At 72.0% G+C, this 22,795-nt stretch carries 19 protein-coding genes; 6 read left to right on the top strand and 13 right to left on the bottom strand.

What is annotated here, in order from left to right:
• Window positions 1–3: 3 nt before the first annotated feature.
• A complete protein-coding gene (locus tag OG444_RS14405) occupies window positions 4–1,338 on the top strand; it encodes an IS701 family transposase (protein ID WP_327262559.1) in 1,335 nt (444 codons plus the stop codon).
• 49 nt (window positions 1,339–1,387) lie between these two features.
• Here OG444_RS14405 and OG444_RS14400 read toward each other — a convergent pair whose 3' ends face one another.
• Complete coding sequence (locus OG444_RS14400) at window positions 1,388–3,316, bottom strand: helix-turn-helix domain-containing protein (RefSeq protein ID WP_327262558.1); 1,929 nt, start codon at window positions 3,314–3,316, stop codon at window positions 1,388–1,390.
• A 319-nt stretch (window positions 3,317–3,635) separates the two neighbouring features.
• Here OG444_RS14400 and OG444_RS14395 point away from each other — a divergent pair, with 319 nt between their 5' ends.
• Window positions 3,636–4,445, top strand: coding sequence for a class I SAM-dependent methyltransferase (locus OG444_RS14395; RefSeq protein ID WP_327262557.1), 810 nt, complete (start codon window positions 3,636–3,638; stop codon window positions 4,443–4,445).
• Window positions 4,446–4,489: 44 nt separating this feature from the next.
• Window positions 4,490–6,646, top strand: coding sequence for an aminodeoxychorismate synthase component I (gene pabB / locus OG444_RS14390; protein ID WP_327262556.1), 2,157 nt, complete (start codon window positions 4,490–4,492; stop codon window positions 6,644–6,646).
• 39 nt (window positions 6,647–6,685) lie between these two features.
• On the opposite strand, the gene OG444_RS14385 is transcribed toward pabB, so the two are convergent.
• The 4 genes from OG444_RS14385 to OG444_RS14370 all read right to left on the bottom strand — a co-directional run bounded on the left by OG444_RS14385 (window position 6,686) and on the right by OG444_RS14370 (window position 10,628).
• Window positions 6,686–7,780: a transaldolase family protein gene (locus tag OG444_RS14385; protein ID WP_327262555.1), complete on the bottom strand. Its 1,095-nt coding sequence runs from the start codon at window positions 7,778–7,780 to the stop codon at window positions 6,686–6,688.
• Window positions 7,781–7,963: 183 nt separating this feature from the next.
• Entirely contained in the window at window positions 7,964–8,959 is a 996-nt protein-coding gene (locus OG444_RS14380; protein ID WP_327262554.1) for a TauD/TfdA family dioxygenase, read from the bottom strand.
• Between the two features lie 65 nt (window positions 8,960–9,024).
• A complete protein-coding gene (locus OG444_RS14375; protein WP_327262553.1) occupies window positions 9,025–10,044 on the bottom strand; it encodes a BtrH N-terminal domain-containing protein in 1,020 nt (339 codons plus the stop codon).
• Window positions 10,041–10,628 carry a hypothetical protein gene (locus OG444_RS14370; protein ID WP_327262552.1) on the bottom strand — a complete coding sequence of 196 codons (588 nt, stop codon included), beginning with the start codon at window positions 10,626–10,628 and terminating at the stop codon, window positions 10,041–10,043. Before OG444_RS14370 ends, OG444_RS14375 begins: the two co-directional genes overlap by 4 nt.
• Before the next feature lie 78 nt (window positions 10,629–10,706).
• Here OG444_RS14370 and OG444_RS14365 point away from each other — a divergent pair, with 78 nt between their 5' ends.
• Complete coding sequence (locus OG444_RS14365) at window positions 10,707–11,618, top strand: GNAT family N-acetyltransferase (protein WP_327262551.1); 912 nt, start codon at window positions 10,707–10,709, stop codon at window positions 11,616–11,618.
• A 7-nt stretch (window positions 11,619–11,625) separates the two neighbouring features.
• On the opposite strand, the gene OG444_RS14360 is transcribed toward OG444_RS14365, so the two are convergent.
• The 8 genes from OG444_RS14360 to OG444_RS14325 are packed head-to-tail and all read right to left on the bottom strand — an operon-like array spanning window position 11,626 to window position 21,251.
• Window positions 11,626–12,624, bottom strand: a complete 999-nt coding sequence (locus OG444_RS14360; protein ID WP_327262550.1) for a transketolase family protein — start codon at window positions 12,622–12,624, stop codon at window positions 11,626–11,628.
• Window positions 12,621–13,460 carry a transketolase gene (locus tag OG444_RS14355; protein WP_327262549.1) on the bottom strand — a complete coding sequence of 280 codons (840 nt, stop codon included), beginning with the start codon at window positions 13,458–13,460 and terminating at the stop codon, window positions 12,621–12,623. The genes OG444_RS14360 and OG444_RS14355 overlap by 4 nt, the downstream gene beginning before the upstream one ends.
• Window position 13,461: 1 nt before the next feature.
• On the bottom strand, window positions 13,462–14,754 hold the full coding sequence (locus OG444_RS14350; RefSeq protein ID WP_327262548.1) for a DegT/DnrJ/EryC1/StrS family aminotransferase: 1,293 nt from the start codon (window positions 14,752–14,754) through the stop codon (window positions 13,462–13,464).
• A gap of 5 nt (window positions 14,755–14,759) precedes the next feature.
• Window positions 14,760–15,158, bottom strand: coding sequence for a hypothetical protein (locus OG444_RS14345; protein WP_327262547.1), 399 nt, complete (start codon window positions 15,156–15,158; stop codon window positions 14,760–14,762).
• 26 nt (window positions 15,159–15,184) lie between these two features.
• A complete protein-coding gene (lysX, locus tag OG444_RS14340; protein WP_327262546.1) occupies window positions 15,185–16,081 on the bottom strand; it encodes a lysine biosynthesis protein LysX in 897 nt (298 codons plus the stop codon).
• Window positions 16,078–17,196 (bottom strand): [LysW]-lysine hydrolase, encoded by a 1,119-nt coding sequence (locus OG444_RS14335; RefSeq protein WP_327262545.1) that lies wholly within the window; start codon window positions 17,194–17,196, stop codon window positions 16,078–16,080. The genes lysX and OG444_RS14335 overlap by 4 nt, the downstream gene beginning before the upstream one ends.
• Window positions 17,193–17,963 carry a 2OG-Fe dioxygenase family protein gene (locus OG444_RS14330; protein ID WP_327262544.1) on the bottom strand — a complete coding sequence of 257 codons (771 nt, stop codon included), beginning with the start codon at window positions 17,961–17,963 and terminating at the stop codon, window positions 17,193–17,195. The genes OG444_RS14335 and OG444_RS14330 overlap by 4 nt, the downstream gene beginning before the upstream one ends.
• Before the next feature lie 60 nt (window positions 17,964–18,023).
• Window positions 18,024–21,251, bottom strand: coding sequence for a non-ribosomal peptide synthetase (locus tag OG444_RS14325; RefSeq protein ID WP_327262543.1), 3,228 nt, complete (start codon window positions 21,249–21,251; stop codon window positions 18,024–18,026).
• Window positions 21,252–21,484: 233 nt separating this feature from the next.
• Here OG444_RS14325 and OG444_RS14320 point away from each other — a divergent pair, with 233 nt between their 5' ends.
• Together OG444_RS14320 and argC are read left to right on the top strand one after the other, a co-directional pair.
• Window positions 21,485–21,667 (top strand): lysine biosynthesis protein LysW, encoded by a 183-nt coding sequence (locus OG444_RS14320; RefSeq protein WP_327262542.1) that lies wholly within the window; start codon window positions 21,485–21,487, stop codon window positions 21,665–21,667.
• 93 nt (window positions 21,668–21,760) lie between these two features.
• Window positions 21,761–22,789: an N-acetyl-gamma-glutamyl-phosphate reductase gene (argC, locus tag OG444_RS14315; RefSeq protein ID WP_327262541.1), complete on the top strand. Its 1,029-nt coding sequence runs from the start codon at window positions 21,761–21,763 to the stop codon at window positions 22,787–22,789.
• The last annotated feature ends 6 nt before the right edge of the window (window positions 22,790–22,795 follow it).

Below are 22,795 nucleotides of genomic sequence, written 5' to 3'. Positions count from 1 at the left end.
TCCATGGGATCGCAGCTCGTGCAGTTCACGCGCTCACAGACCGGCCTCACGGCCTTGGACCAGGTCGGCCAGCTGTGCCAGACCCTCTTCGACCCGCTGCCGCGTGCCGACCAGCGGCGCAAGGCCGAGCTGTACGTACGGGGGCTCCTCACCGCCCGTGGGCGCAAGACCATGCGGAACATCGCCGCGCACGCCGGGATGCCGGCCGGGGAGCAGAGCCTGCACCACTTCATCTCCTGCTCCACCTGGGACTGGGACTCGGTCCGCGAGAACCTCGCCGTCCAGCTCGACGGCATGCTCAAGCTGCAGGCCTGGGTGGTCAAGCCGATGGTGATCCCGAAGTCGGGGGCGCACTCGGTGGGAGTGGAGCGCCGGTTCGACCCCGAGACCGGGCACGTGGTCAACGGGCAGCAGGCGTACGGGGCCTGGGCCGCCTCCGAGGAGGCGAGCGTCCCGGTGAGCTGGGCCCTGCACCTGCCGGAGGAGACCACCCTGGCCGACTGCGCGGCGCGCGCCGTGCTGGACATCGCCCGGACCCGTGCGGTGCGCCGGCTGCCGGTGGTCGTGGACGCGGTGGAGGGCGGCGCGGAACTGATCACGGGGTGGCTGGGGGCGGCCGAGATGCCGTTCATGGTGGAGGTGTCGGCAGCGACCCCGTTGCACGTCACCGACCCGCAGCTGCCGCGGGGGGCCGGGAAGCCGGTGACGGCCGGGCAGATCATGGACGCGGCCGGGATGCTGCGCCGCCCGGTGCGCTACGAGGACCGCGCGGACCGGACCGTACGCCTCGGCTTCCTGGCGACCCTGCAAGTGGAACTGCCGGAGAGCGCGGGCGCGGGAGCCGCCGGGGTCCGGCGCCGGCCGGCCGGCCGCGGGCCGTTGCTGCTGGTGGGGGAGTGGTCGGACGCCCGGCGCCGGCCGGAGCGGTACTGGCTGACCGACATGACCGGCGCGCCGCCCGCCGTGCTGATGAGGCTGGGGCAGCTGTCGCGCCGGATCGAGCGCGGAGCCACCGATCTGTCGGACCGGGTGGGGATGCGGGACTTCGAGGGGCGCTCGTACCAGGGATGGCACCGGCACGTGACCCTGGCCTCGGTGGCGCAGGCCACCGCGGCGATGGCGGCGGTCGCGGCCGAGCGGATGAGCTCGGGCTACGGACCCGGCTACGGCCATGGCTACGGCCACGGATCGAGCCACGCCTACGGACAGCGGCCGGGCCACGGCGGCGGGTTCGGTGACGCGGCCACCGGCTTCGGAGGTTTCGGCGGCTACGCGGCAGCGGACCGGCGCACCGGATTCGCCGACCGCGGCTACGCGGGACGCAGGCGTACGGCGTAGGCCGCCGGGGGGCGGCCTACGCCGTACGGCCGGACTGTCGGGCGGGCCGTCAGAGCGGGCGGTCCTCCTGGCGGTTCCCGAGGGTGTCGCGGGTCCGGTGCAGCCGCAGCGCGAGCTGGACCTCCAGGGCCCTGGCCGGTTCCTGCCAGTCGTCGCCGAGCAGGGCCGTCATTCGCTCCAGGCGGCGGGAGACGGTGTTCGGGTGGACGTGGAGGGCCTCGGCGGCGTAGGTCGGGCTGCCGCCCGATTCGAAGTACGCCTCCAGGGTCTGGACGAGATTGGTGAAGCGGTGCGTGTCGTAGTCGATGACCGGGCCGATGGTGTGCGTGATGTAGTCCCGCACGCTGTGGTGGTCGCCGAGCAGCAGCCCGAGGAAGCCGAGTTCCTTCGCGGAGGCACTGGAGCCGATGCCGCCGATGGCGCCCAGGGCGCTGAGGCAGCGGACCGCCTCGGCGTAGGCCGGCTGGAAGTCCTCGATGCGGTTCGTGGGCCCGGCCGCGCCGACCGTCACGGGGTGGCCGAGCAGCGGGGACAGCTCCTGGGAGACCTGGCGGGCGGTCGCCCCGGGATCCTCGGAGGGCAAGAGCAGGGCGATGCTGTCGCTGCGGACGCTGCACAGGCCGCCGGAGACCAGGGCGTACGAGGAGGCCCAGACGACGGCCCGGCCCTGCGAGCCGCCCTCGGGACGGATGGCCACGACGGCGTACGGGCGCTCCAGGTCGATGCCGAGGATCCGGGCCCGGTCGCGGAGCTGGGGCAGCGGCCGCAGCGGGGTGCTGAGCAGGGCGTCGCAGAACTCGTCGCGGACCTGGCTCTCGGCCATGGCGGTGTTGCGTTCCATGAGCAGCAGCACGCCGGTGGTGCCCGCGGCCAGTTGCAGCAGGCGCAGCTCGTCCTCGTCGAGCACCGCGGTGGTGTGCAGGAGGATGCCGCCGAGCCGCTCGGTGCCGGCCGTGACGGGCACGAGCCAGTGGTCGCCGGCCAACTGCACCGGCTCGTCGGCGAACTGGGTGAGCAGGGCCTCGGCCACATCGGGAGTGTTGCCGGCGGGCAGGTCGCCGGTGGCGGCGAGGGTGCGGCCGCGGGGGTCGAGGACGGAGACGGTACCGCCGAGGGCGTCGGCGGTGAGGGCCGTCAGCGCGGTCAGGCCGGAGCCCTCGAGCAGCAGGCCGATCATGCGCTGGTGGATCTCGTTGACGCGGTGGGCCGAGGTCAGGTGGGACTTGGCCTTCGAGCTGTACTGCTCCAGGGCGGTGATGTCGGTGCGGGCCTGGTTGAGCACCCGGGCCTTGTCGATGGCCACGCTGGCGAGGTCGCCGAGCGAGGCCATCAGGGAGACCTCTTCCGGGGTGAAGTGCCGGACGTTGCGGTCGGCGGAGTAGAGCACGCCGAAGGAGGTGCCGTGGCCGATGAGCGGCACCGCGAGGATGGCGTGCAGGCCCTCGGCGCGCACCACTTCGTCGATCACGGGGTGATGGGCGATCCGCTCGTCGGCCATGTAGTCGGAGGTCCAGAACGGCGCGCTGTTGCTGCGCGAGGCGCTGCCGAGCCCGCCCTGGCGGGGTACCCGGAAGCCCACGGTCAGCGCGGTGGCGTGGCCGTCGGCGGTGCGGACGTAGCCGTCGCTCTCGGGGTCCTCGTAGAAGCTGATGTACGCCATGTCGAGGTTGAGCAGCAGCCGGGCGCGGCGGGTGATCACCTTGAGCAGGGCGTCGAGGTCGAAGGGGAGGGTCAGGTCCCGGGCGGTGTCGACGAGGGCGGAGAGGCTGGCCTCGCGCTGCTGGCGGCGGCCGAGCTGGGCGCGGACGACGGCGGCGTGCTCCAGGGCCTTGTCCACAGCGGCCAGTTCCGCCTCGGTGGCGCCGGCGGCGCGGGCGGAGGCGGCGATTTCCTCGTAGGCGGAGGCGGGGGCCTCCCGCGCGAGCAGTTCGAGTACGGCCAGGGCCCTGACCTCGATGGAGACAGGGTCCAGCGCCACTTTTCTTCCTCCAGATCATGGATTGGGTTCGTGGTGACATCTCGGTCCCGCGAACCTAGGCGATGCACTCTCCACAGTCAATTGTCAACAATCCGTACCTGCAGACGGATTAAAGGATTCCGTATTTCCGTCTCCTTTGGGGCGATTGTTTGTTTTTGGATCCGGGGCAGTGGTCGCGGCACCACTTATGGGCACCGGGTGTGTTGAGGGCTCACCTTCCGTAAGCAGGCGTCTGCGAACCAGACTTCGGGCATCCGGTCCCCCGGCGGGGGCCAGTCGTGAATCTCACGCAGGAATGCCACAAGGGGGAAATTACGTCATGCAGCAGACCCGGGTTCAGAGCGCCTCGTCCCAGCCGATCTCCGCATCCGTCATCGCGCCGCTGCCCGCCGGAATGCCGGCGCAGAGCGCGGATCCGGCTGCCGAAGTACGCGACTACGAGCGCTCGCTGGCCCGGAGCGCCCAGTCCCGCACCCGGGCCGACCGGCCCCGCGAGTTCGACCTGCGCGGCCGTAAGTGGAATCTGCTCGACGACGTGTTCTGCCCGACCTACTCGCCCAGCACCGGCATCGCCCTGGACTTCCTCGGCTGGACCGAGGAGTGGACCACCCCCCGCCGCGGCTCCATGCTGGAGATCGGCTGCGGCACCGGCGTGATCGCGATCACCGGGGCGCTGGCCGGCTGCGAGCGGGTGGTCGCCTCCGACATCAACCCCCAGGCCGTGGCCAACGCCCGGCTCAACGCCCAGCGCCACGGACTGGCCGACCGGGTCGAGGCGGTCCACAGCGACCTCTTCGACTCCCTCGACCCCGCCGAGCGCTTCGACCTCGTCTTCTGGAGTTCCAACTACGTGCTCGCCCCGGCCGGGCACGTCTACGGCTCGGTCCACGACATGGCGTACGTCGACCCCGGATACGCCGCCCACCGCCGCTTCCTGGCCGAGGTCCCGGACCGGCTGACCCCCGGCGGCTCGGCGCTGCTGCACTTCAGCTCGCGCGGCGACCTCCGCGCCCTGCACGCCCTGGCCGCCGAGACCGGCCGCGAGCTGCGCACCCTGAGCTCCACCGTCGTGCAGGAAGGCGCGCACCCCGTCGACCACCTGCTGCTGGAGATCGTCCCGGCCGTCTGAGCCGCCTCCCACCCCTCAGCTCCCTCTGCCCCAGCGAGGTCCCCGTGCGCACCCTGCTCGTCGACAACTACGACTCCTTCACCTACAACCTCTTCCACCAGATCGCGGAGGTGACGGGCCACGAGCCCGTCGTGGTCCGCAACGACGAGACGCGCTGGAGCCCGGACCTGCTCGACGGGTTCGACGCCGTGGTGCTCTCGCCGGGGCCCGGGACGCCGGAGCGCCGGGCGGACTTCGGGATCTGCCGGGACATCCTGGACCACGGGGACCTGCCGCTCCTCGGCATCTGCCTGGGGCACCAGGGGCTCGCCCACGCCCACGGCGGACGGGTGGTCCGGGCGGCCGAGCCCCGGCACGGCCGGACCTCGCCCGTACTGCACGACGGCACCGGCCTCTTCGCCGGTCTGCCCTCCCCGTTCGAGGTGGTGCGCTACCACTCGCTCGCCGTCACCGACCTGCCCGACGAGCTGGAGGCGACCGCCTGGAGCGACGACGGCGTGGTGATGGCGCTGCGCCACCGCGAGCTGCCGCGCTGGGGCGTGCAGTTCCACCCCGAGTCCATCTCCACCACGTACGGGCACGAGCTCGTCCGCAACTTCCGGCGCCTGGTCGCCGAGCACCACGAGGGGCGCGGCCGGACCGCCTCCCGCCGGGCGGCCCGCCCCGCGCTGCCGCGTCCCACCGCTCCCGTCGCCGCTGCTGCAGCCGTCACCGCTGCGGCCGCCCTCCCCGCCGGACCGCAGGCCCCGCGCACCCGGCTGCGGGTCCTCGCCGACTTCCTCACCACCCGCTGGGACGACGAGGCGGCCTTCGAGGAGCTGTTCCAGGGCAGCGCCCACGCCTTCTGGCTCGACAGCAGCCGCACCGACAGCGCCGGCCGGTTCTCCTTCATGGGCGACGACAAGGGCCCGATGGCCCGGGTCGCGACCGGGGACGTGGCCAGCGGCACCGTCACCGTGACCGGCGAGGCCGGCGCCACCGGCCAGATCGTGGCCGAGCACTTCCTCGACTGGATCGCCCGCGACCTGAAGTCCCTCGACGTCCAGGTCCCCGAACTGCCCTTCGGCTTCGCCCTCGGCTGGGTCGGCTACCTCGGCTACGAGCTCAAGGCCCAGTGCGGCGGCGACCAGGCCCACCGGTCCGAACAGCCCGACGCGGTCATGGTCTTCGCCGACCGGGCCGTGGTCCTCGACCACCACACCGGCACCACCTACCTGCTCGCCCTCGCCCCGGAGGGCGACGAGGGCACCGCCCGCGACTGGCTGCGCACCACCGCCGACCGGCTGCGCGCCACCGCCGGCCGCTCCCTGCCCGAGCCGCTGCCGCAGCAGCCGCTCACCGGACTGCGGCTGCGGCACGACCGGGACAGCTACCTCTCGCTCATCGACGAGTGCCAGCAGGAGATCGCGGCCGGTGAGACCTATGAGGTCTGCCTGACCAACATGGCCGAGGCGGACGGCTCGCCCGATCCCTGGCAGACGTACCGGCAGTTGCGCCGCAGCCACCCCGCGCCCTTCGGCGCGCTGCTCCGGTTCGGGGACGTCTCGGTCCTCAGCACCTCGCCCGAGCGGTTCCTCCGGGTGGACGGCGAGGGATACGCCGAATCGCGGCCCATCAAGGGCACCCGGCCGCGCGGGGCAACCCCCGCGGAGGACGCGGAGATCCGCCGCGAGCTGGCCGGCTGCGAGAAGGACCGCAGCGAGAACCTGATGATCGTCGACCTGGTCCGCAACGACCTGGGCCGCTGTGCCCGCACCGGCTCCGTCGAAGCCGACGACATCTTCCGCGTGGAGACGTACGCGACGGTCCACCAGCTCGTCAGCACCGTCCGGGCCCGGCTGCGGCCCGAACTCACCGCCGTGGACTGCGTCCGCGCCGCCTTCCCCGGCGGCTCGATGACCGGCGCTCCCAAGCGGCGCACCATGCAGCTCATCGACAAGCTCGAAGCGGGCCCGCGCGGGGTGTACGCCGGCGCCATCGGGTACTTCTCGCTCTCCGGCGAGGCCGACCTGAGCATCGTCATCCGCACCCTGGTGATGACCCCGGGCCGGGTCCGCTACGGGATCGGCGGGGCCATCGTGGCCCTGTCCGGCCCGGAGGCGGAGTTCGAGGAGACCGCGGTCAAGTCCGCTCCGCTGCTCGGCCTCTCGGACAGCGGCTTCCCGGGCCGAGAGCGCACCTTCGCAGCGCTTACGGGCTGACCCCCGTCCCCGCAGGATCCGGCCGGTGCCCCCCAGGGGTCACCGGCCGGTCTGCTGTTCCATGGCCGCGCCCACCGCGTCCACCAGCTCGCGCCAGGCGCCGTACTGGCGGTGCGGGGACTCGGTGCCCAGCTCCTTGGCCCGCTGCTCCCAGTCCACGCCCAGATCGGCCAGCAGCCTCAGGTCCTCCCGCGCGCTGTGCACACGGCCCGAGAGGGTGTCGCCCTCCATCAGGACCACCGTCGCCGACAGGGTCCGCAGCCCCTCGGCGGTCAGCGACTGCACGGTCCCCTCGGCCACCAGACCGCCCGAGAGACGGTCCGCCGCCTCCCCGTCGAAGGACCACACCAGCCGGTGCGGCCGGGCCCCGGCGCGGACCAGCTCCCGCCAGCGCGGGGAGTCGAGGCGGCGCTCGTACGCGCTGAAGACCAGCCGGGCCACCGCGACGGCCACCCGGCCGCGCAGTGCCTCCGCGGTCCGCCCGGTATGCGCGCCCAGCAGGGCCCGCGCAGCCGTGTCGATCTCGCTGACCGGCACCTGCACGGCGGCCGGGATCCGGCCGGGCGCGAGCCCCGCCGCCACCGCCCGCTCCAGGCCCAGCAGCCAGGCCTCCAGGACCAGTTCGTAGCTCTCGGCGCTGTACACCGGCCCGAAGGCCACCCCGATGCCCTCGGCCAGGCAGTCGCTCGCCGTGGCCAGCCCCACCGGGTCGGCGGGCAGCCGCACCAGCAGGTTCGGCCGGTCCACCGTCCAGTGCAGCGAACGCGCCTCGGCCAGTGCCCCCCGTACGTCCCGGGTGTGGCCGATCGCCGCGCACACCTGCCCGTCGGCGCCCCGGCTGCGCTCCCACATCGGCAGCAGGGTGTCGCACGCCGTCCGCACGTCGCGGGCGGCCAGGGCGCGGGCCGCCTCCGCGACGCCCGCTCCGTAGGAGGACAGCTCGTCGAGCCTGGCCCGGTAGTCGCTGCGGTCGAGCAGCCCGGAGGGCCCGTGCGGGGCGCAGCTGACACCGCTGACGCCGTGCGAGGTGACGAGGCCGGTCAGTTCCCCGGAGGACAACCGGCGGTGGCCGACGCCCTCCAGCCACAGGGAGACGCCCTCGGCGGCCAGCTGTTTGAGGGGTTCGGTCGTCATTCCCGTTCTCTCGGCATCGGCCCGACGTCCGGGCAGCTGCACGTCCATGGGCCCTCCATTCACAGAGCGTCTGATGGGTATTCGGCGAGCCGAACGTAGCCACACGGTGACGCGAGAGCCAATGCGCGGGTGATTCCTTGTCAGATGCGAGGGGAAACAGGGCCGCAATCTGACAAAGTCCGGTCAGACCCCGGCCGGGACCACCTGGTTCTCCGGGTCGGTCTGCTGCTGGTGGTATCCGTGCTCGAGCAGTTCTCGAGCGGGCCGGACCCCCTGCGCGCGGACCAGTACCCGCTTGAGCCAGCGGTCGGTGCCGTCGTAGCGGGCCCGGAAAGCTATCCGCCCGTGCACCACCGCGTTGTTGTCGACCATCAGCAGGTCGCCCGGCTCCAGCGGGACGATGAATCCGCACTCCTCGAAAGCGGCGCCCAGCTGCTGATAGGCCGCGGAGAAGGCCGGGTCGTCGGTCAGCGTCACGGTGTAGCTCGGGTCGTAGCGGACGCCCAGGCCATGGTCCCCGTCCCACACGGTGGCCATGCCGATCCGCTCCTCGTGGGACGCGTCCTCGTCCTCGTAGCTGTCGTCCGGCTCGATCACCAGCAGCGGCCGGCGCAGCTGCTCGATCGCCTCCGGCGACAGCGGAGCGCGTTGAATTCCGGCCAGCAGCGTGCCGATGGCATCGGGGTTGCGGATGCAGGCCAGCAGCAGCAGGTCGGCGCGCTCGGGGTGGAACCCGTCCTCGGTGTGCCAGGTGAGCGGGACAGTGCTGCTCGCGCCGACCTGCATCTGCTCGTAGCCGCGGCTGGGCAGGATGTTGTGGACCACCCGGCCGTCCTGCTGGTCGGTCCAGCCGAAGACCCGGCCGAGCAGCCGGGCCGCCAGCGCCAGCGCCACGTCGTGCGCCGCGGAGTCGTCGGGGTCGGTCTCCGCCCAGTGCGCGGGCGTCGGACCGGGCTGGGCGAAACCGTCGAACAGGCCGCGCACCACCCGGAAGCCGTCGACCGGGTCGGGACTGCCCAGCCAGTCCCGCAGCTGGTCGGCGAGCCGCTCGGGCAGCTCCCACTCGGGGCGGCCGAGCACCGTGTCGCCCCGGGCGCCGGCCGCGACCCGGTCGGCCACCGCCTCCGTGAAGGCCACGCGCAGGTGCGCGGGCAGCGAATGGATCTTTACGTCGTTCATCTCGGCCTCTCGAAGGGAGATGGAAGAGGGATGCGGGGGAGGAGGGCGGGCGCCGGACGCCGGGCTCAGAGGGCGCGGGCCGCGGCGCGCAGCCGCTCCAGGGCCAGCTCCTGCTCGGCCAGCAGCAGCTTGGACCGGTTGCGTACGGAGGTCTCGGCGCTTGCCGGCTCGTCGCGGGCCATCGCCACGTCGATGCGCAGCGCACTCCAGGAGTGGGCGACGCGGTCCACCGTGCGGGAGGCCTCCATCAGCTGCGGGGAGTCGAACTGGCGGGCCGTGGCGGCCAGGTAGTCGCCGTGCACGCCGGTCATCGCGAGGACCGCGCCGGTGGCGATGAACGCCTCGTCGATCACGGACGCGTCGCCGTCGCCGAGCCGGTCGGCCAGCCCGTCGAGGAAGACCCGCTGGCCCGCCAGGCCGGAGAGCTCGGGGCCGGGGTGGACGGCCGCGAATCCGGCGTCGTTGGCCGCGAGGACGCCCCGTACGAAGTCCCGGTCGTGCGGCGGGACCTCACCGCTCACGCCCACCTCCAGCCAGCGGTTGGCCACCGGGTTGTCGGTGAAGAACAGGTCGCGGTTGTGGAGCACCGGGTTGGCGGAGTCGCGGGCGTCGGTGAACTGGCCCAGCGGGATGGCGCCCTGGAAGCGGGGCGGCACCGGGTCGGAGATCAGCACCAGCTCGCGCTCGTCGTCGAAGCCGTACACCGTGAGCAGGTGGTTGGTGTGCACGTCGCGGTAGGCGGGGCGGAACGGCAGGTGGAAGTTGTCGGCCGCGGCCGCGACCGCGTTCCCGGCGAGGACCGCCTCCCGGACCTCCCGCCAGCCGGACTCCGCGTCCTTCGGCCAGTGCCAGCGCGACCACACCGGGTGGTGCGGGGCCAGGCTCTCCAGCAGTCCGTCCCGGTGCAGCGGGAAGTAGTACTCCTCGCGGCGGACGTCTCCGGGCCGGTGGAAGAAGCCCCAGTTGGCGCCGAGCACCTGGAGCGGGTCCAGGCCGTGGTGCTGCAGGAGCACACCCATGGTGGTGTGCAGGCAGTGGCCCAGGTCGTGGCGCCAGTGCGCGATGTTGGGCAGCTCGACCCTCATGATTCCACCGTCTCTCGGGTCTCCAGGGTGATGGCGAACAGGTGCATGGCCGGGTTGTCCGGCAGCTCCAGGGCGGTCACGGTGCCGGGCACGGTGACCGGCACGCGCTGCGCCCACACGGACGGCGGCATGTTGTGCTGGGAGTGCCGCGGGTACATCAGGTAGCGGGTCCGGAAGGCCAGCAACTCCCCGAACCTCTGGTCGGTTTCCGGCCAGAAATCGGAGATCCGGAGCCACTGGCGGCGCACCGCGCCGTCGGCGTAGTGGACGAGCAGCTCGTCCTCCGTGCGGCGTTCGGCGGCGCCCAGGACGTGGATCCACCGGTGCTCGCCGGCAGGCACGTCGAGGAGCTGGCCGCGGCAGCGGACGTTGTCCATCGCGGTGCCGGCCGCAGCCGGGCCGCCTTTGCCGGGCAGCAGGTACGGGACGCCCTCCACGAAGGTCTCACCGTCCGTGCCGGGAAATCCCTCGGCCGGAAAGGTATTGCCCCACACATTGAAGCCGCCGGTCGTCGGCCAGCGCCGTGGCGTGGAAACGCCCTTTCCATTGAAAAGGCCGTCCAGGGGCACCGGGGTGAAGGTCACTTGGTTCACCCGAGGTTGTGCGACATCCATTAGGTTCGGCATATGAACCTCCTTGACAGTGCGATAGGAATTGAATTCTTGGGATTCGGCCCGGATGCGGCCGCCTCCATCGATCTCGCGGAACGGATCGCGGAGGTCACCCGCGCCTCATTCGCCGACGCGGATCCCCTGCCCGGACTCCCGCGGCCGGACGGCGCTTTCGAGAACGCCGAGGACGTGCGGGCGGATCTGGCCGGCGGGGCCGGGCTGTGGATCGCCCGCAACGCGGACGGCCGGCTGGTCGGGAGCATCCGCGCGATTCCCAAGGGCCCCACCACCTGGGGGGTCGGCCGGCTCGGCGTGTCCCCCGAAGCCCTCGGAACGGGTCTGGCCCGGCGCCTGGTACGAGCCCTGGAGACGGATGTCGCCGCCGCCGGCGCGGACCGGGTGGTCCTCGACGCGGTGGTCGAACGGGGCAATCCGCCGGTGTACGCGAGGCTCGGCTACCGGACCGTGCGCTACCTCCCCAACCCCGACAAGCCGCTGTCGGAGGTGACGATGGAGCGGCTGCTCGACGGGCCGCCCGAACCCGCCGCCCACCCGTACCCGACCGGTACCCTGCCGGCGGGCACCGCCCTGGTGGACTGGTTCGCCACCGGCGACGGCCGGGTCGCCGCGGTGCTCACGACGCACCGCGACAGGGCCGTGGACGAGTTCGCCGGGCTGGCGGACCGCGCGCTGCGGGCCGGCGGGACCACCCTGCACCTGGGCACGGACGCCTGGGTGACATCTACCGGGGTGGACCGTTCCGCGGCGGACCGGTGGCGCGAGCTGCTCGCCGGTCACGCCGACTCCGTCGACGTGGACCCGGTGCGCGGGGACCTGCTGACCTTCGGCCGTACACCGGCCGAGATCGCGCCCTACCTGATGCCCCGCACCCTCGTGGAGCCCGCCCTCGCGCTGTGCCGCTCGTTCCCGAGGGCCCCGCTGCGGGCGGACGGAGGCCGTTGACGTCACGTCAGCGACTGCGCACGACCACGTCCTCGGCGGCCTCGGCGATCCGCTCCGCGGTCACCCCGGCCAGCACCAGCAGCTCGCGCTCGCTGCCGACCTCGTCGTGGAAGCCGTCCGGGACGCCGATCCGGCGCACCCGGCACGGCCACCGCTCGGAGGTCAGCTCGGTGACGGCCGAGCCGAGACCGCCGACCAGCACCGAGTCCTCGACGGTGACCAGCCCGGCCGTCTCGCGCGCGGCGGCCAGTACGGCCTCCTCGTCGATCGGCTTGACCGTGTGCATGTTCAGCACCCGGGCGTCGATCCCGCGCTCCGCGAGGAGTCCGGCCGCGGCCAGCGCCTCGGACACCGGCAGCGGGCCGGTCGCCACGATGGTCACGTCGCCGCCCGGCCGCAGCAGGTCCGCCTTGCCGATCCGGAACTCGTACGGGCCCTGGTGGACCAGCGGCGTGGCACTGCGGCCCAGCCGCACGTACACCGGACCGGGGAAGGCCTCGGTGTCGGCGATCGCACGGATGGCGTACTCGGTCTCCGCGGCGTCGGCCGGCACCACCACCGTCAGGTTGGGCAGGGTGCGCAGGATCGCCACGTCCTCCAGCGAGTGGTGCGTCGGCCCGTAGTGCCCGGCGGAGAAACCGCCGTGGGTGCCCACGATCCGCACCGGCAGGTTGTTGCCCGCGATGTCCACCTTCACCTGCTCGCAGGCCCGGGTGGCCGCGAACGAGGCGATGGTGTTCGCGAACGGCACCAGGCCGTCGGCGGCGAGTCCCGCCGAGACGCCCATCAGGTTCGCCTCGGCGATGCCCACGTTCACGTACTGGGCGGGCAGTTCGGGCTCGAAACTGTCCTCCAGCCCGCCCATGTCCGTGTCCACCGCGAAGATCCGGGCATCGGACTTGGCCAGGTCGAACAGGGTGGACCGGTACACGTCGCGGCAGGCGGCCGCGTACCGCTCCTGCCACGCGGACACGGCGGCCGGGGCTGTTTCCTCGACGACGGTCACGGGTTCCTCCTCGAACGGGCCCGGAGTCCGCCCAGCGCGCGCCGGTGCAGATTCGGGCTGAGCTTCACCGAATGAGACTTCTTCTTGTCCTCGAACAGCGGGACGCCCTTGCCCTTGACCGTCTCGGCGATCACCATCGTGGGCCGGCCCGACGGGGCGGGCAGGGCGGCGAACACGGCGCGCAGGGCGTCCAGGTCGTGCCCGTCCACCTCGACGGTGTCCCAGCCGAAGCTGCGCCACTTGTCGGCGAGGGGCTCCAGGCCCATCCGCTCCTCCGTGTGCCCGGTGATCTGGAGCCGGTTGCGGTCCACGATCCCGACCAGGTTGTCCAGCCGCAGGTGGGCCGCCGACATCGCGGCCTCCCACACCGAGCCCTCCTGGATCTCCCCGTCGCCCATCAGGACGAAGACCCGGCTGGGGCGGCCCTGGCGGCGAGCGGCGACGGCACTGCCGACACCGAGCGACAGGCCGTGGCCCAGCGAACCCGAGGGGAACTCCACACCGGGCAGCCGGCGCAGCGGGTGGCCGGCCAGCCGGCCACCGGAGACCCCGTACTGGGCGAGCTCCTCGACGGGCAGGAAGCCGCGGGCCGCGAGCACCGCATACAGGGCGGCGGAGGCGTGACCCTTGCTGAGGATGAAGCGGTCCCGGTCGGCCCACTCGGGCTCCTCCGGGCGCAGCCGCAGCACCTCGTTGTAGAGCAGTGTCATCACGTCGGCCGCCGAGAGGCTGCCGCCGATGTGCGTACCGTGCTCGCTGAGGCCCATCTCCAGGATCTGCTCCCGGACGACCTCGGCCAGCTCCTCGGTGGACCGGGTGCCGATGGCGGTGGCCATGTCAGACCCCCGCCTTCTGCGCGGTCGCCCACACGGGCCGGTAGTCCAGGCCGGCGGCGGCCGCACCGAGCGTGTCCAGGTGACCCCAGACCTTCTCGAAGCCGTCCGCGATGCGCTGGAGCACCGGACCGGAGGCCGGGTTGAGGTGCCAGCGCTGCAGGGTCAGCGAGTCTTCGATCACCTCGCAGGTGACCGGGAAGTCCTCGGCCCGGTAACCCAGTTCGCGGAAGGCGGGCTGGCCGGGCAGCGGCACCAGCTGGTACGGCTGCGCGGGAACGCCCTCGGCCCGCAGCGCGCGGTGCAGGATCGAGCGCATCGCGCCCGGTGCCACCCCGGCGTGGCCCATCGCGGCCGGGTCGAAGCGCAGCCGCAGGATGTGCCAGGCGTGCGTGCGGTCGGCCGGGGTGTGCGGGACCAGCAGGCCCGGCAGGTGCCGGATCCGGTCGAGGAAGGCCTCGACGTTGCGGGTGCGCGCCTCGTGGTACTCGTCGAGGCGGGCCAGCTGGGCGCGGGCGAACGCGGCCTGCACGGCGCTGAGCTTCTCGTTCCCGGCGAGCATCCGCGAGCGGTAGTCGCGCTCCCTGGCGCCCTGGAGCTTCTCGCCGAACTGCCGGCGCAGCTCCACCTCGCGGTGCAGGTCGGCGGAGTTGGTGGTGACCAGCCCGCCCTCGCCGCAGGTCGGCAGGTTCTTCACCACGTTGAGGCTGAAGGTGGCGATGTCGCCGAGCGAGCCGGTACGGGCGCCCTGATAGGTCGCCGCGTGGGACTGGGCGGCGTCCTCGATCAGCAGCAGCCCGTGGCGGGCGGCCAGTGCCCGGAAGGCGGTCATGTCGGCCGGCAGACCGTGCAGGTGCACGACCACGATCGCCTTGGTGCGCGGGGTGATCGCGGCCTCGGCCGCCACCGGGTCCATGCAGAAGGTGACCGGGTCGATGTCCACGAACACCGGGGTCAGCGAGCGCTGGACGGGGCCGATGGCGCTGGCGATGAAGGTGAACGCGGGTACCAGCACCTCGGCGCCCGGCTCGATCCCGGCCGCGGCCAGGGCCAGCTCGATGGCGGCGGTGCCGTTGGACACGGCGGCGCAGTGCGCGGCGCCCACGTACTCGGCCCACTCCCGCTCCAGGAGCTGGACCTCGCCGTTGGTGTTGTTCGAGGTGAACTGGCCGCTGTCGAAGACCCGCAGCGCCGACTCGCGTTCCGCGTCGGTCACCACCGGCCAGGCGATCAGTGACGGGTCCGCGTCCTGGGCGGTCACCGTGCGGGTGCCGCCGAACATGGCGAGCTTGGACATGGAGGTCATGCTCCGATCGGGAAGTCGGTGGTCGGTGCGGAAGGTGCCGTATCGGCGGTGAGGTCGGCGGCGTGCACGGTGATCCCGGCCCGGACGGGCAGCCGGACGGCGAGCAGGTCGTCCCGGCGGGTCACGGGGATCCGGGCGGTCCGGCGGCCGTCGGCCCCGGTGCCGGTGGTCCGCAGCCACTCGGGGTCGGCGCCGCCCCGGTAGTGGAGCCACACCTCCTCGTCCAGCTCGTCCTGCTGCTCCGCGCCGTCGGTGGTGACGAGCAGCCGCAGCCAGTCGTACTGTCCGGCCGGCACGTCCAGCAGGCGGCCGTCGCAGGGGGTGGGGCCGGCCAGCGCGATCGCGGTGACCCGGGTGGCGGTGGTGTGCGTGCTCTGGGTGCTGTGCGTGCTCATCGGGGTGGTCCCGTTCGTCTCGTTCGTCATCGGGCGGCCAGCCGGTTCAGGACGTAGTCCACGTAGCGGCCGACCATGCCCGTGCCGAGCACGTCGATCGCGCCGTGGAACTCGGGCGTGTGGTTGATCTCGTTGACGAACACCTCGCCGTCCGGGCCCTCCAGGAGGTCCACGGCGAGCACTCCCTCGCCCATCGCCTCGGCCGTCGCGACCAGCAGCTTCTCCAGGTCCGGGGTGACCGGGCAGACCACGGGCCTGCCGCCGCGCGCGGTGTTGGTGCGCCAGTGGTCCGAGTACTTGTAGATCGCGCCGACCACCTCGCGGCCGAACACGTACGCCCGGATGTCCCGGCCCGGCTTGTCGATGTAGTCCTGGATGTACGTGATCTGGTGCTGGGGACCGGTCAGGGCGGCCTTGTGCTCCAGCACCGCCTCCGCCGTCTCGCGCTCCTTGAGGCGGGCGCCGAGCCGGCCCCAGGAACCGGTGAGCGGCTTGGCGACGACCGGGTAGCCGAACTCCTCGAGGGCGTCCAGCGCCGCGTCGGGGGTCAGGCCGACCAGCACGCGCGGGGTCGGGATGCCCGCCTGCAGCAGCCGCAGCGTCGTCAGCAGCTTGTCGCCGCAGGTGGAGATGATGTCGTGGCTGTTGACCACGGTCAGCCCCGCGTGCTCCAGCAGCCGGGTCGCGTACACGTTGCGGGTGTGGGAGATCTCCCGGCTCAGCGCGCCCCGGTAGGGCAGTCCCGGCCCGTCCGGGCGGAACACCGCGGTACGGGAGTCGATCAGGTCGTACGGGACGTTGCGGCGGTCGAGCTCCTCGAGGAGCTTGCGCTCCTCGACGCGGATGCGGGAGTAGAGCACTGCGAGCGGCGCGTCCGGGTCGCCCGGACGGAAGGGCGTGCGGGTCGTGAGGGATTCGTTCATTGGAGGGCCCCTGTTTTCTCGCCGGCGCTCACGGTGACCCCGCCGAGTGATGCGGCGAGGAGCCCGAGGGCATCGGTCAGGACGTCGATGGCGAGCCGGTAGTCACGCAGATCGATGTGTTCGTGGTCGGTGTGGTCGAGGTGGGCGTCGCCGGGTCCGTACGCGGCGACCGGGCAGCGCCACTGCGGCACGACCACGTTCATGTCGGACGAACCGAGCTTCACCTTGGGCACGGGCCGCAGCCCGCGGCCCCGGATCGCGGTGGTCAGCGCCCGCACCACCGGGTCGGTGCGCGGGGAGCGGACCGCCGCGGTGCGCTCGACGACCGTGATCCGGCCGCCCCGCGCCTGCTCGTCGAGCCAGCCCAGCAGCTCGTCGGTGTCGAAGTCCGGGGGCAGCCGCACGGAGATGTCGAGCGAGGCCCGCTCGATGTCACCGGCCATGCCCACCAGGGCGGGCAGGGCCTGCTCGAAGAACGAGGCGTCCGGCCGGTGGCCGGTCAGCCGGTCCCGGAGCAGGTCCCAGAACTCGGTGGCGACCTCGGTGGCCTTCTCCTCCGGGCTGCTGGTGTGCGCGGCGGGCCGCTCCACCTCGTACCGCAGCCGCAGGATGCCCTTGTAGCCGAGCACCACCCCGTCGACCCCGCTCGGCTCACCGATCACCAGGGCGTCCGGCGCGTACCGGTCGACCAGGTGCAGCGCGCCGACCGACTCCCGCTCCTCGTCCACGGCCCCGACCACCAGGATCCGGGCGCGGACCCCGGCGGCGGCCGCCCGGGCCGCGGCCCAGGCGAAGGCGGCCAGCGGGCCCTTCGCGTCGACGGTGCCGCGGCCGTGCAGGATCTCGCCGCGGACCTCGACGGGCAGGATGCCGGGGACCGTGTCGATGTGGCCCAGCAGCATGATCACCGGGTCCTCGGCGCGGCCGCCGATCTCCCCGACGGCATTGCCGGCCCCGTCGACGTACGCGGTGAAGCCGGACCGGCGGAACCAGTCGACCAGGGCCTGCGCGGCCGCCGCCTCACCGCCCGACACGGAGGGGGTCTGTACGAGTTCCAGCAGCAGCGGTACGGGGTCCGTACCGTCCTGCGCCGGGGCGGAGCTCGGCAGCGTCACGGCCGGGACTCCCGCATCTCGTCGCCGATCGCGTTGTAGTCCACGAGCAGCATGTCGCGCGTGCCCAGGCCGGAGGTCGCGGCGATCGGGGTCACCTCGTGCATGACCGCGGCGTCGACGACCATCATTCCGTCCAGCGGCTCCAGCAGGGTCAGCGTGGTGTCCGGCTGGCCCTCGCGGTAGACGATGGACGTGCCGCCGACGCAGTCGCGGCGGCCCAGCAGGTGCATGCCCACGTAGTCGTGACCGTCGCGGTGACGGCCCTCGGGGGTCGGCAGACCGGGGTTCTCGTCGGCGACCGTCCGCACCATGTGCAGTCCGATCTCCCATTCCTTGCGGCTGTCGCTCGACGCGATCAGCCCCAGCCCGTCGGTGAGCAGGGTCAGCAGTGCCGGGTGGGAGAGGTTCTCCTGGCTTATGGGCTCGAAGTGACGGGCCTTGCCCATGTGGATCGGGATGTGCTCGGCGGACTGCTGGAAGGTGCTGTGCGGCAGAGCGGTGAACACCGGTCCGTCGGCGAGGATCTGGGCGCGGACCCGGCCGTAGCGGCGGGTGCGGTACGTCCCGCCGTTCAGGTTCTCGTCGGGGGCCAGGTCGTTCCAGAGCGCCTGGAACGAGGCCAGCTCGGCCGGCGGGATGTCGTGGGTCTTCTGCGCCGCGCGGAAGACGGTGAATCCCTTCAGGAAGAGTTCGAGCCCGGCGGCGACGGCAGTCCGGAGGCGGTCCTCGGTGATCGCTGTCTCGATGCTCACTGGTGCGGTGGTCATGCGAAGTTCTCCATTCGGCTGCCCGGGACGTCCGGGCGGGATCGGTACGTGTGCGGTGGTTCAGGGGGCGAGTGCCTCGTGGACCTCGCGGACCTCGGCGGAATCGGTATCGGCATCGGATGCGGGGCTGCTGCCGGTGCCGGTGCCGGTGCCGGTGCCACTGCCGAGCTGGGTGGCGAGCTGCTCGATCGTGTGATTGCCGAGCAGTACGGAGAGCGGGACGGGGGAGCCGGCGTCGGAGAGGAGCTGGAACACCTGGACCGCCCGCAGAGAGTCGCCGCCCACGTCGTAGAAGTCGTCCTGGACGCTGACGTCCTGGATCCCGAGCACCTCGGACCAGAGCTTGGCCAGCACGAACTCGTCCGGAGTACGTGGAGCGACCGGCGTGCGTTCGCTCAACAGCGCCTCGGGCGGGGGGAGTTGTTTGGTGTTGGTCTTGCCGTTGGGGAGTTGGGGGAGGTGGGTGAGGTGGGTGAGGTAGGTGGGGATCATGGCGGTGGGGAGGTGGGTGCGGAGGTGGGTGCGGAGTTGTTGGGGTGTGGGGGGTGTGGTGTGGGGGGTGGTGGTGTAGTAGGTGGCGAGGTGGGTGGTGCCGTCGGGGGTGGTGTGGGTGGTGGTGATGGTGTGGGTGATGTCGGGGTGGGTGTGGAGTGCGGTGTCGATTTCGGCGGGTTCGATGCGTTGGCCGCGGATTTTGATCTGGTGGTCGTTGCGGCCGAGGTATTCGAGGGTGCCGTGGGTGGTCCAGCGGGCTTGGTCGCCGGTGGCGTAGAGGCGGTGGCCGGGTCGGGTGGGGTGGGGGGTGAAGCGGTCGGCGGTGAGTGCGCTCTGGTGGTGGTAGCCGCGGGCGAGGGCGGTGCCGCCGATGTGGAGGTGTCCGGTGACGCCGATGGGGACGGGCTGGTGGTGGGTGTCCAGGACGTGGAGTTCGGTGCCGGTGATGGGGGTGCCGATGGGGATGCGGGTGGTGGTGTGGTGGGGGTCGACGGTGTGGGCGGTGACGTCGATGGCGGCTTCGGTGGGGCCGTAGAGGTTGTGGAGGCGGGTGTGGGGGAGGGTGGTGTGGAAGGTGGTGGCGAGGTGGGGGGTGAGTTCTTCGCCGGAGACGATGACGTCGGTGAGGGTGGTGGCGTCGGGGGTGTCGGGGTGTTCGAGGAAGTAGCGGAGCATGGAGGGCACGAAGTGGCAGACGGTCGTGCCGGTCTTCTGGATGAGGTGGGCGAGGTGGGCGGGGTCGCGGTGTCCGCCGGGGGTGACGAGCTGGATGGTGGCGCCGGCGGTCAGGGGCCAGGTCCATTCCCAGCCTGAGACGTCGAACCCGATGGGGGTCTTGAACAGGACCCGGTCGGTGTGGTCGAGCTGGTAGGCGTTCTGTGTCCAGGCGATCCGGTTGACGAACGCGGCATGCGTGTTGACCGCGCCCTTGGGGGCACCGGTCGAACCCGACGTGTAGAGGACGTAGGCCGCATTGTCGGGACCCACCCCGGTCTGCGGGGCTTCGGCAGACGCCTGGTCGATAACCGTGCGGTCGGTGTCGAGGTTGACCAGGCGTGCGCCGGCCGGGAGTTCGAGGGACGAGGCAACGTCCTGGGCGAGGTCGTGGGTGAGGACCAGCGGGACCCGTGAGCCGGTGGCCATCGCGGTGAGGCGCCCGGTCGGGTAGTCGGGATCCAGGGGGAGGTAGGCGGCGCCGGCCTTCAGCACACCGACCAGAGCGACGACGAGATCAAGGGAGCGGTGCAGGCAGACGCCCACCACGTCCTCAACACCGATACCCGCAGTCTGCAGGTGGTTGGCGAGACGGTTCGCCGCAGCGTCCAGCTCACGGTAGGTGAGAGACGCGCCGGTCTCGTCGGTGACGGCGAGGGCGTCGGGGGTCGCGGCGGCCTGCCGGGCGATCTCCTCGTGCATCAGACCCGTCACCGGCTCCGGATCCGGAGACGTGAACGACGCGATCAGGGCCTGCTCGGCCGGACTCGACAACTGGTGCGAGTTCAGGACCGTTTCGGGGGTGGTGACGGCTGCTTCCAGGAGTCGCAGCCAGGCACCCGCCAGGCGTTCCATGCCGTCCGCGTCGAAAAGGTCCGCCGCGTATTCCAGACGCCCCTCCAAAGACCCGTCGCCACGCTCACGCAGGTGCAGAGCAATCTCGAACTGGGCCCGCCCCCCACCGGCCTGGAACTCCGAAACGACCGCTCCGGGGAGTTCCCAGCCGCCGCGCGGGGTGTTGTCCAGAGCCAGCAGGACCCGGACCAGGTCACTCCCGGCGGCCTGCGCGACCTTCTCGAACGGCACGTCCTGATGCGCCAGCGCACCCAGCACCGTCTCACGGGCCCGGCCCAGCATGTCCGTGAACGAACCACGGCCGGAAGTGTCCAGACGCAGGGCGATCGTGTTCACGAAGAACCCGACCACATCCTCCAGCTCGGCCCGTGAACGACCCGCCACCGGCGTCGCCACCACCACATCCGACTGACCCGACCAACGCCCCAGCACCGACGCAAACGAAGCCAGCAGACCCTGGAACACCGTCGCCCGGCCCGTCTCCGCAACCGTCTTCAGCCGGCCCGCAAGAGCGGCCGGAACCACGACCGGGACCTGTCCGGCCGGGTAGGAGGACGCCGAATCAGTACGGGGACGCTCAGCCGGCACCTCCAGACCCGAAGCACCCGCCAGCGTCTCCTTCCAGTAGGCGAGCCCCTCTTCGAGGGCATCGCCGGAGAGTTCCTCGCGCTGCCACACCGCGAAGTCCCCGTACTGCAGATCCAGAGCGGGCAGGACCGTCTCCGGATCGGCACCCGCAGTGAAGGCACCGTAGAGGGCGCCGAGTTCCCGCAGGATCAGGCCCATCGACCAGCCGTCGACGATCGTGTGGTGCGCGACCAGACCGACCGCCCACTCACCCTCACCCAGCCGGCCCACCACCACACGCACCAGCGGACCCGCGGCCAGGTCGAAGGGCTCCTCCACCACACCCTCGAACCACTCCTCCAGCAGACCCTCGACCACCACCACCGGCACGGACACCGGCAGATCGTCCGCCTCCGTCACCACCTGCTGCAGCGCACCGTCCACCCACGCGAACCGGGTACGCAGCGCCTCATGACGAGCCACCACCCCCGCCACCGCAGCCTCCAGCACACCCACATCAAGCGAACCCGAAACCCGCAGACCACCCGCCACGTGATACGCCGAACCCGCACCCAGGCAATCCAGCAACCACAACCGCTCCTGCCCGAACGACGCGGGGAACAGAAAGACCTCTTCGTCGAATTCGGCGTCAGACATGGCGGTTTCAGCCCTCCGGTGCATGGGTTACGGGATCTCGGATCGAGCCCGCTATCGAGGCTCGCAGCGCGCCCCGTCCCCCGACAGTCGGGAGGTATCCCTACGCCGGCCGGCGCCCCGCGTCGCCGGGGCTGTAGGGGATTCCCCCGACTACCCCGGGGACCCGTCCAGCACCGACGCTCGTGGCGGAGCCGGAGAGATGACCCGGCCCGTCCGATACGAGGAGGACTGGGATGACCACCGCCACCGCGGTTGCCACCTGCCCGGAGTGTGAAGGCACCGTCACCGTTCCCGACGGTGTGCGCCAGAGCGAGATCGTCGAATGCGGCGGCTGCCTGAGCGAGCTCGAAGTGATCACCGCCGAGCCCCTGCTGCTCGCGCTGGCCCCGGAGGTCGAAGAGGACTGGGGCGAGTAGGACCCGTACGCCGGTGCCCCGGACGCGTGTCCGGGGTCAGGCGTGCCCCATCCGTTCCACCGATCCATCCGTCATTCAGACCTGGAGGCCCTTGTGATCCGTGCCGGCGTCTACGGCGCGTCAGGGTACATCGGCGGTGAGCTGCTGCGGCTGCTCCTCGGCCACCCCGAAGTGGACATCGTCAGCGCGGTGTCGAGCAGGCTTTCCGGCCGCCGGGTGGACACCGCCCACCCCAACCTGCGCGGCAGTACCGATCTGCTCTTCTGCTCACCCGAGGACGTCGCCGACTGCGACGTTCTCTTCACGGCCGTCTCGCCCTCCGTGGCGATGGAGCTCGTGCCGAATCTCACCGACAAGGCACAGGTCATCATCGACCTCAGCGGCGGCTACCGGCTCCGGGACCCGGAGGTGTACGCCCGCTACTACGGCGAGCACACCCGGCCCGACCTTCTCGACACCTTCGTCACCGGCTGGCCCGAGCGCTACCGCAAGGAACTGGAGACCGCGGACCGCATCTCCATGCCGGGCTGCATGGCGAACGCGGCCACGCTGGCCCTCTACCCGCTGGCCGCCGAGGGGCTCATCCGCCAGGACGTGACCATCGACGGCCGGGTCGGCTCGTCCGGCTCCGGCATCACCGCCGACGCGATGAACCTGCACGCCGAACGCAGCGGGGCCATGCGGGTGTTCAAGCCGCAGCGGCACCGTCACGAGGCCGAGGTCGCGCAGGGCACCGGGCTGACCGCGCGGATGAGCGCGACCGGCGTGGAGGCCGTGCGCGGGGTCCAGGTGCTGATCCGGGTGGAGGCCGCCGACGGCGTCTCGCTCGGTGAGCGCGAGCTGCGCAAGCTCTACCGCGGCTACTACGGCGACGAGCCGTTCGTCCGGATCGTCGCGCAGAAGCGCGGCCTGTACCGACTGCCCGAGCCGAAGATCCTCAACGGCTCCAACTTCTGCGACATCGGTTTCGCCACCGACCCCGACGACGGCACGGCGGTCCTCATCGCCGCGCTGGACAACCTCGTCAAGGGCGGGGCGGGCAACGCAGTGCAGAGCATGAACATCCGCTTCGGCCGTCCGGAGACCCTCGGTCTCGGGTTCACCGGCCTGCACCCGGTCTAAAAGCGG

The sequence above is a fragment of the Streptomyces sp. NBC_01232 genome, assembly GCF_035989885.1.
In the GTDB taxonomy this organism is placed as follows: Bacteria; Actinomycetota; Actinomycetes; order Streptomycetales; family Streptomycetaceae; genus Streptomyces.
The sequence above is the reverse complement of the archived record's forward strand: the minus strand, read 5'-3'. Positions and strand labels throughout refer to the sequence as shown.

What these genes read in the sequence shown, in the direction of transcription:
- OG444_RS14345 (WP_327262547.1), bottom strand. Translation starts at nt 15,158, where the DNA reads ATGAGCACGCACAGCACCCAGAGCACGCACACCACCGCCACCCGGGTC.
- OG444_RS14375 (WP_327262553.1), bottom strand. Translation starts at nt 10,044, where the DNA reads ATGAGGGTCGAGCTGCCCAACATCGCGCACTGGCGCCACGACCTGGGC.
- OG444_RS14330 (WP_327262544.1), bottom strand. Translation starts at nt 17,963, where the DNA reads ATGACCACCGCACCAGTGAGCATCGAGACAGCGATCACCGAGGACCGC.
- OG444_RS14405 (WP_327262559.1), top strand. Translation starts at nt 4, where the DNA reads ATGGGATCGCAGCTCGTGCAGTTCACGCGCTCACAGACCGGCCTCACG.
- OG444_RS14325 (WP_327262543.1), bottom strand. Translation starts at nt 21,251, where the DNA reads ATGTCTGACGCCGAATTCGACGAAGAGGTCTTTCTGTTCCCCGCGTCG.
- OG444_RS14355 (WP_327262549.1), bottom strand. Translation starts at nt 13,460, where the DNA reads ATGGCCACCGCCATCGGCACCCGGTCCACCGAGGAGCTGGCCGAGGTC.
- OG444_RS14380 (WP_327262554.1), bottom strand. Translation starts at nt 8,959, where the DNA reads ATGAACGACGTAAAGATCCATTCGCTGCCCGCGCACCTGCGCGTGGCC.
- lysX (WP_327262546.1), bottom strand. Translation starts at nt 16,081, where the DNA reads ATGAACGAATCCCTCACGACCCGCACGCCCTTCCGTCCGGGCGACCCG.
- OG444_RS14350 (WP_327262548.1), bottom strand. Translation starts at nt 14,754, where the DNA reads ATGTCCAAGCTCGCCATGTTCGGCGGCACCCGCACGGTGACCGCCCAG.
- OG444_RS14320 (WP_327262542.1), top strand. Translation starts at nt 21,485, where the DNA reads ATGACCACCGCCACCGCGGTTGCCACCTGCCCGGAGTGTGAAGGCACC.
- OG444_RS14385 (WP_327262555.1), bottom strand. Translation starts at nt 7,780, where the DNA reads ATGACGACCGAACCCCTCAAACAGCTGGCCGCCGAGGGCGTCTCCCTG.
- OG444_RS14395 (WP_327262557.1), top strand. Translation starts at nt 3,636, where the DNA reads ATGCAGCAGACCCGGGTTCAGAGCGCCTCGTCCCAGCCGATCTCCGCA.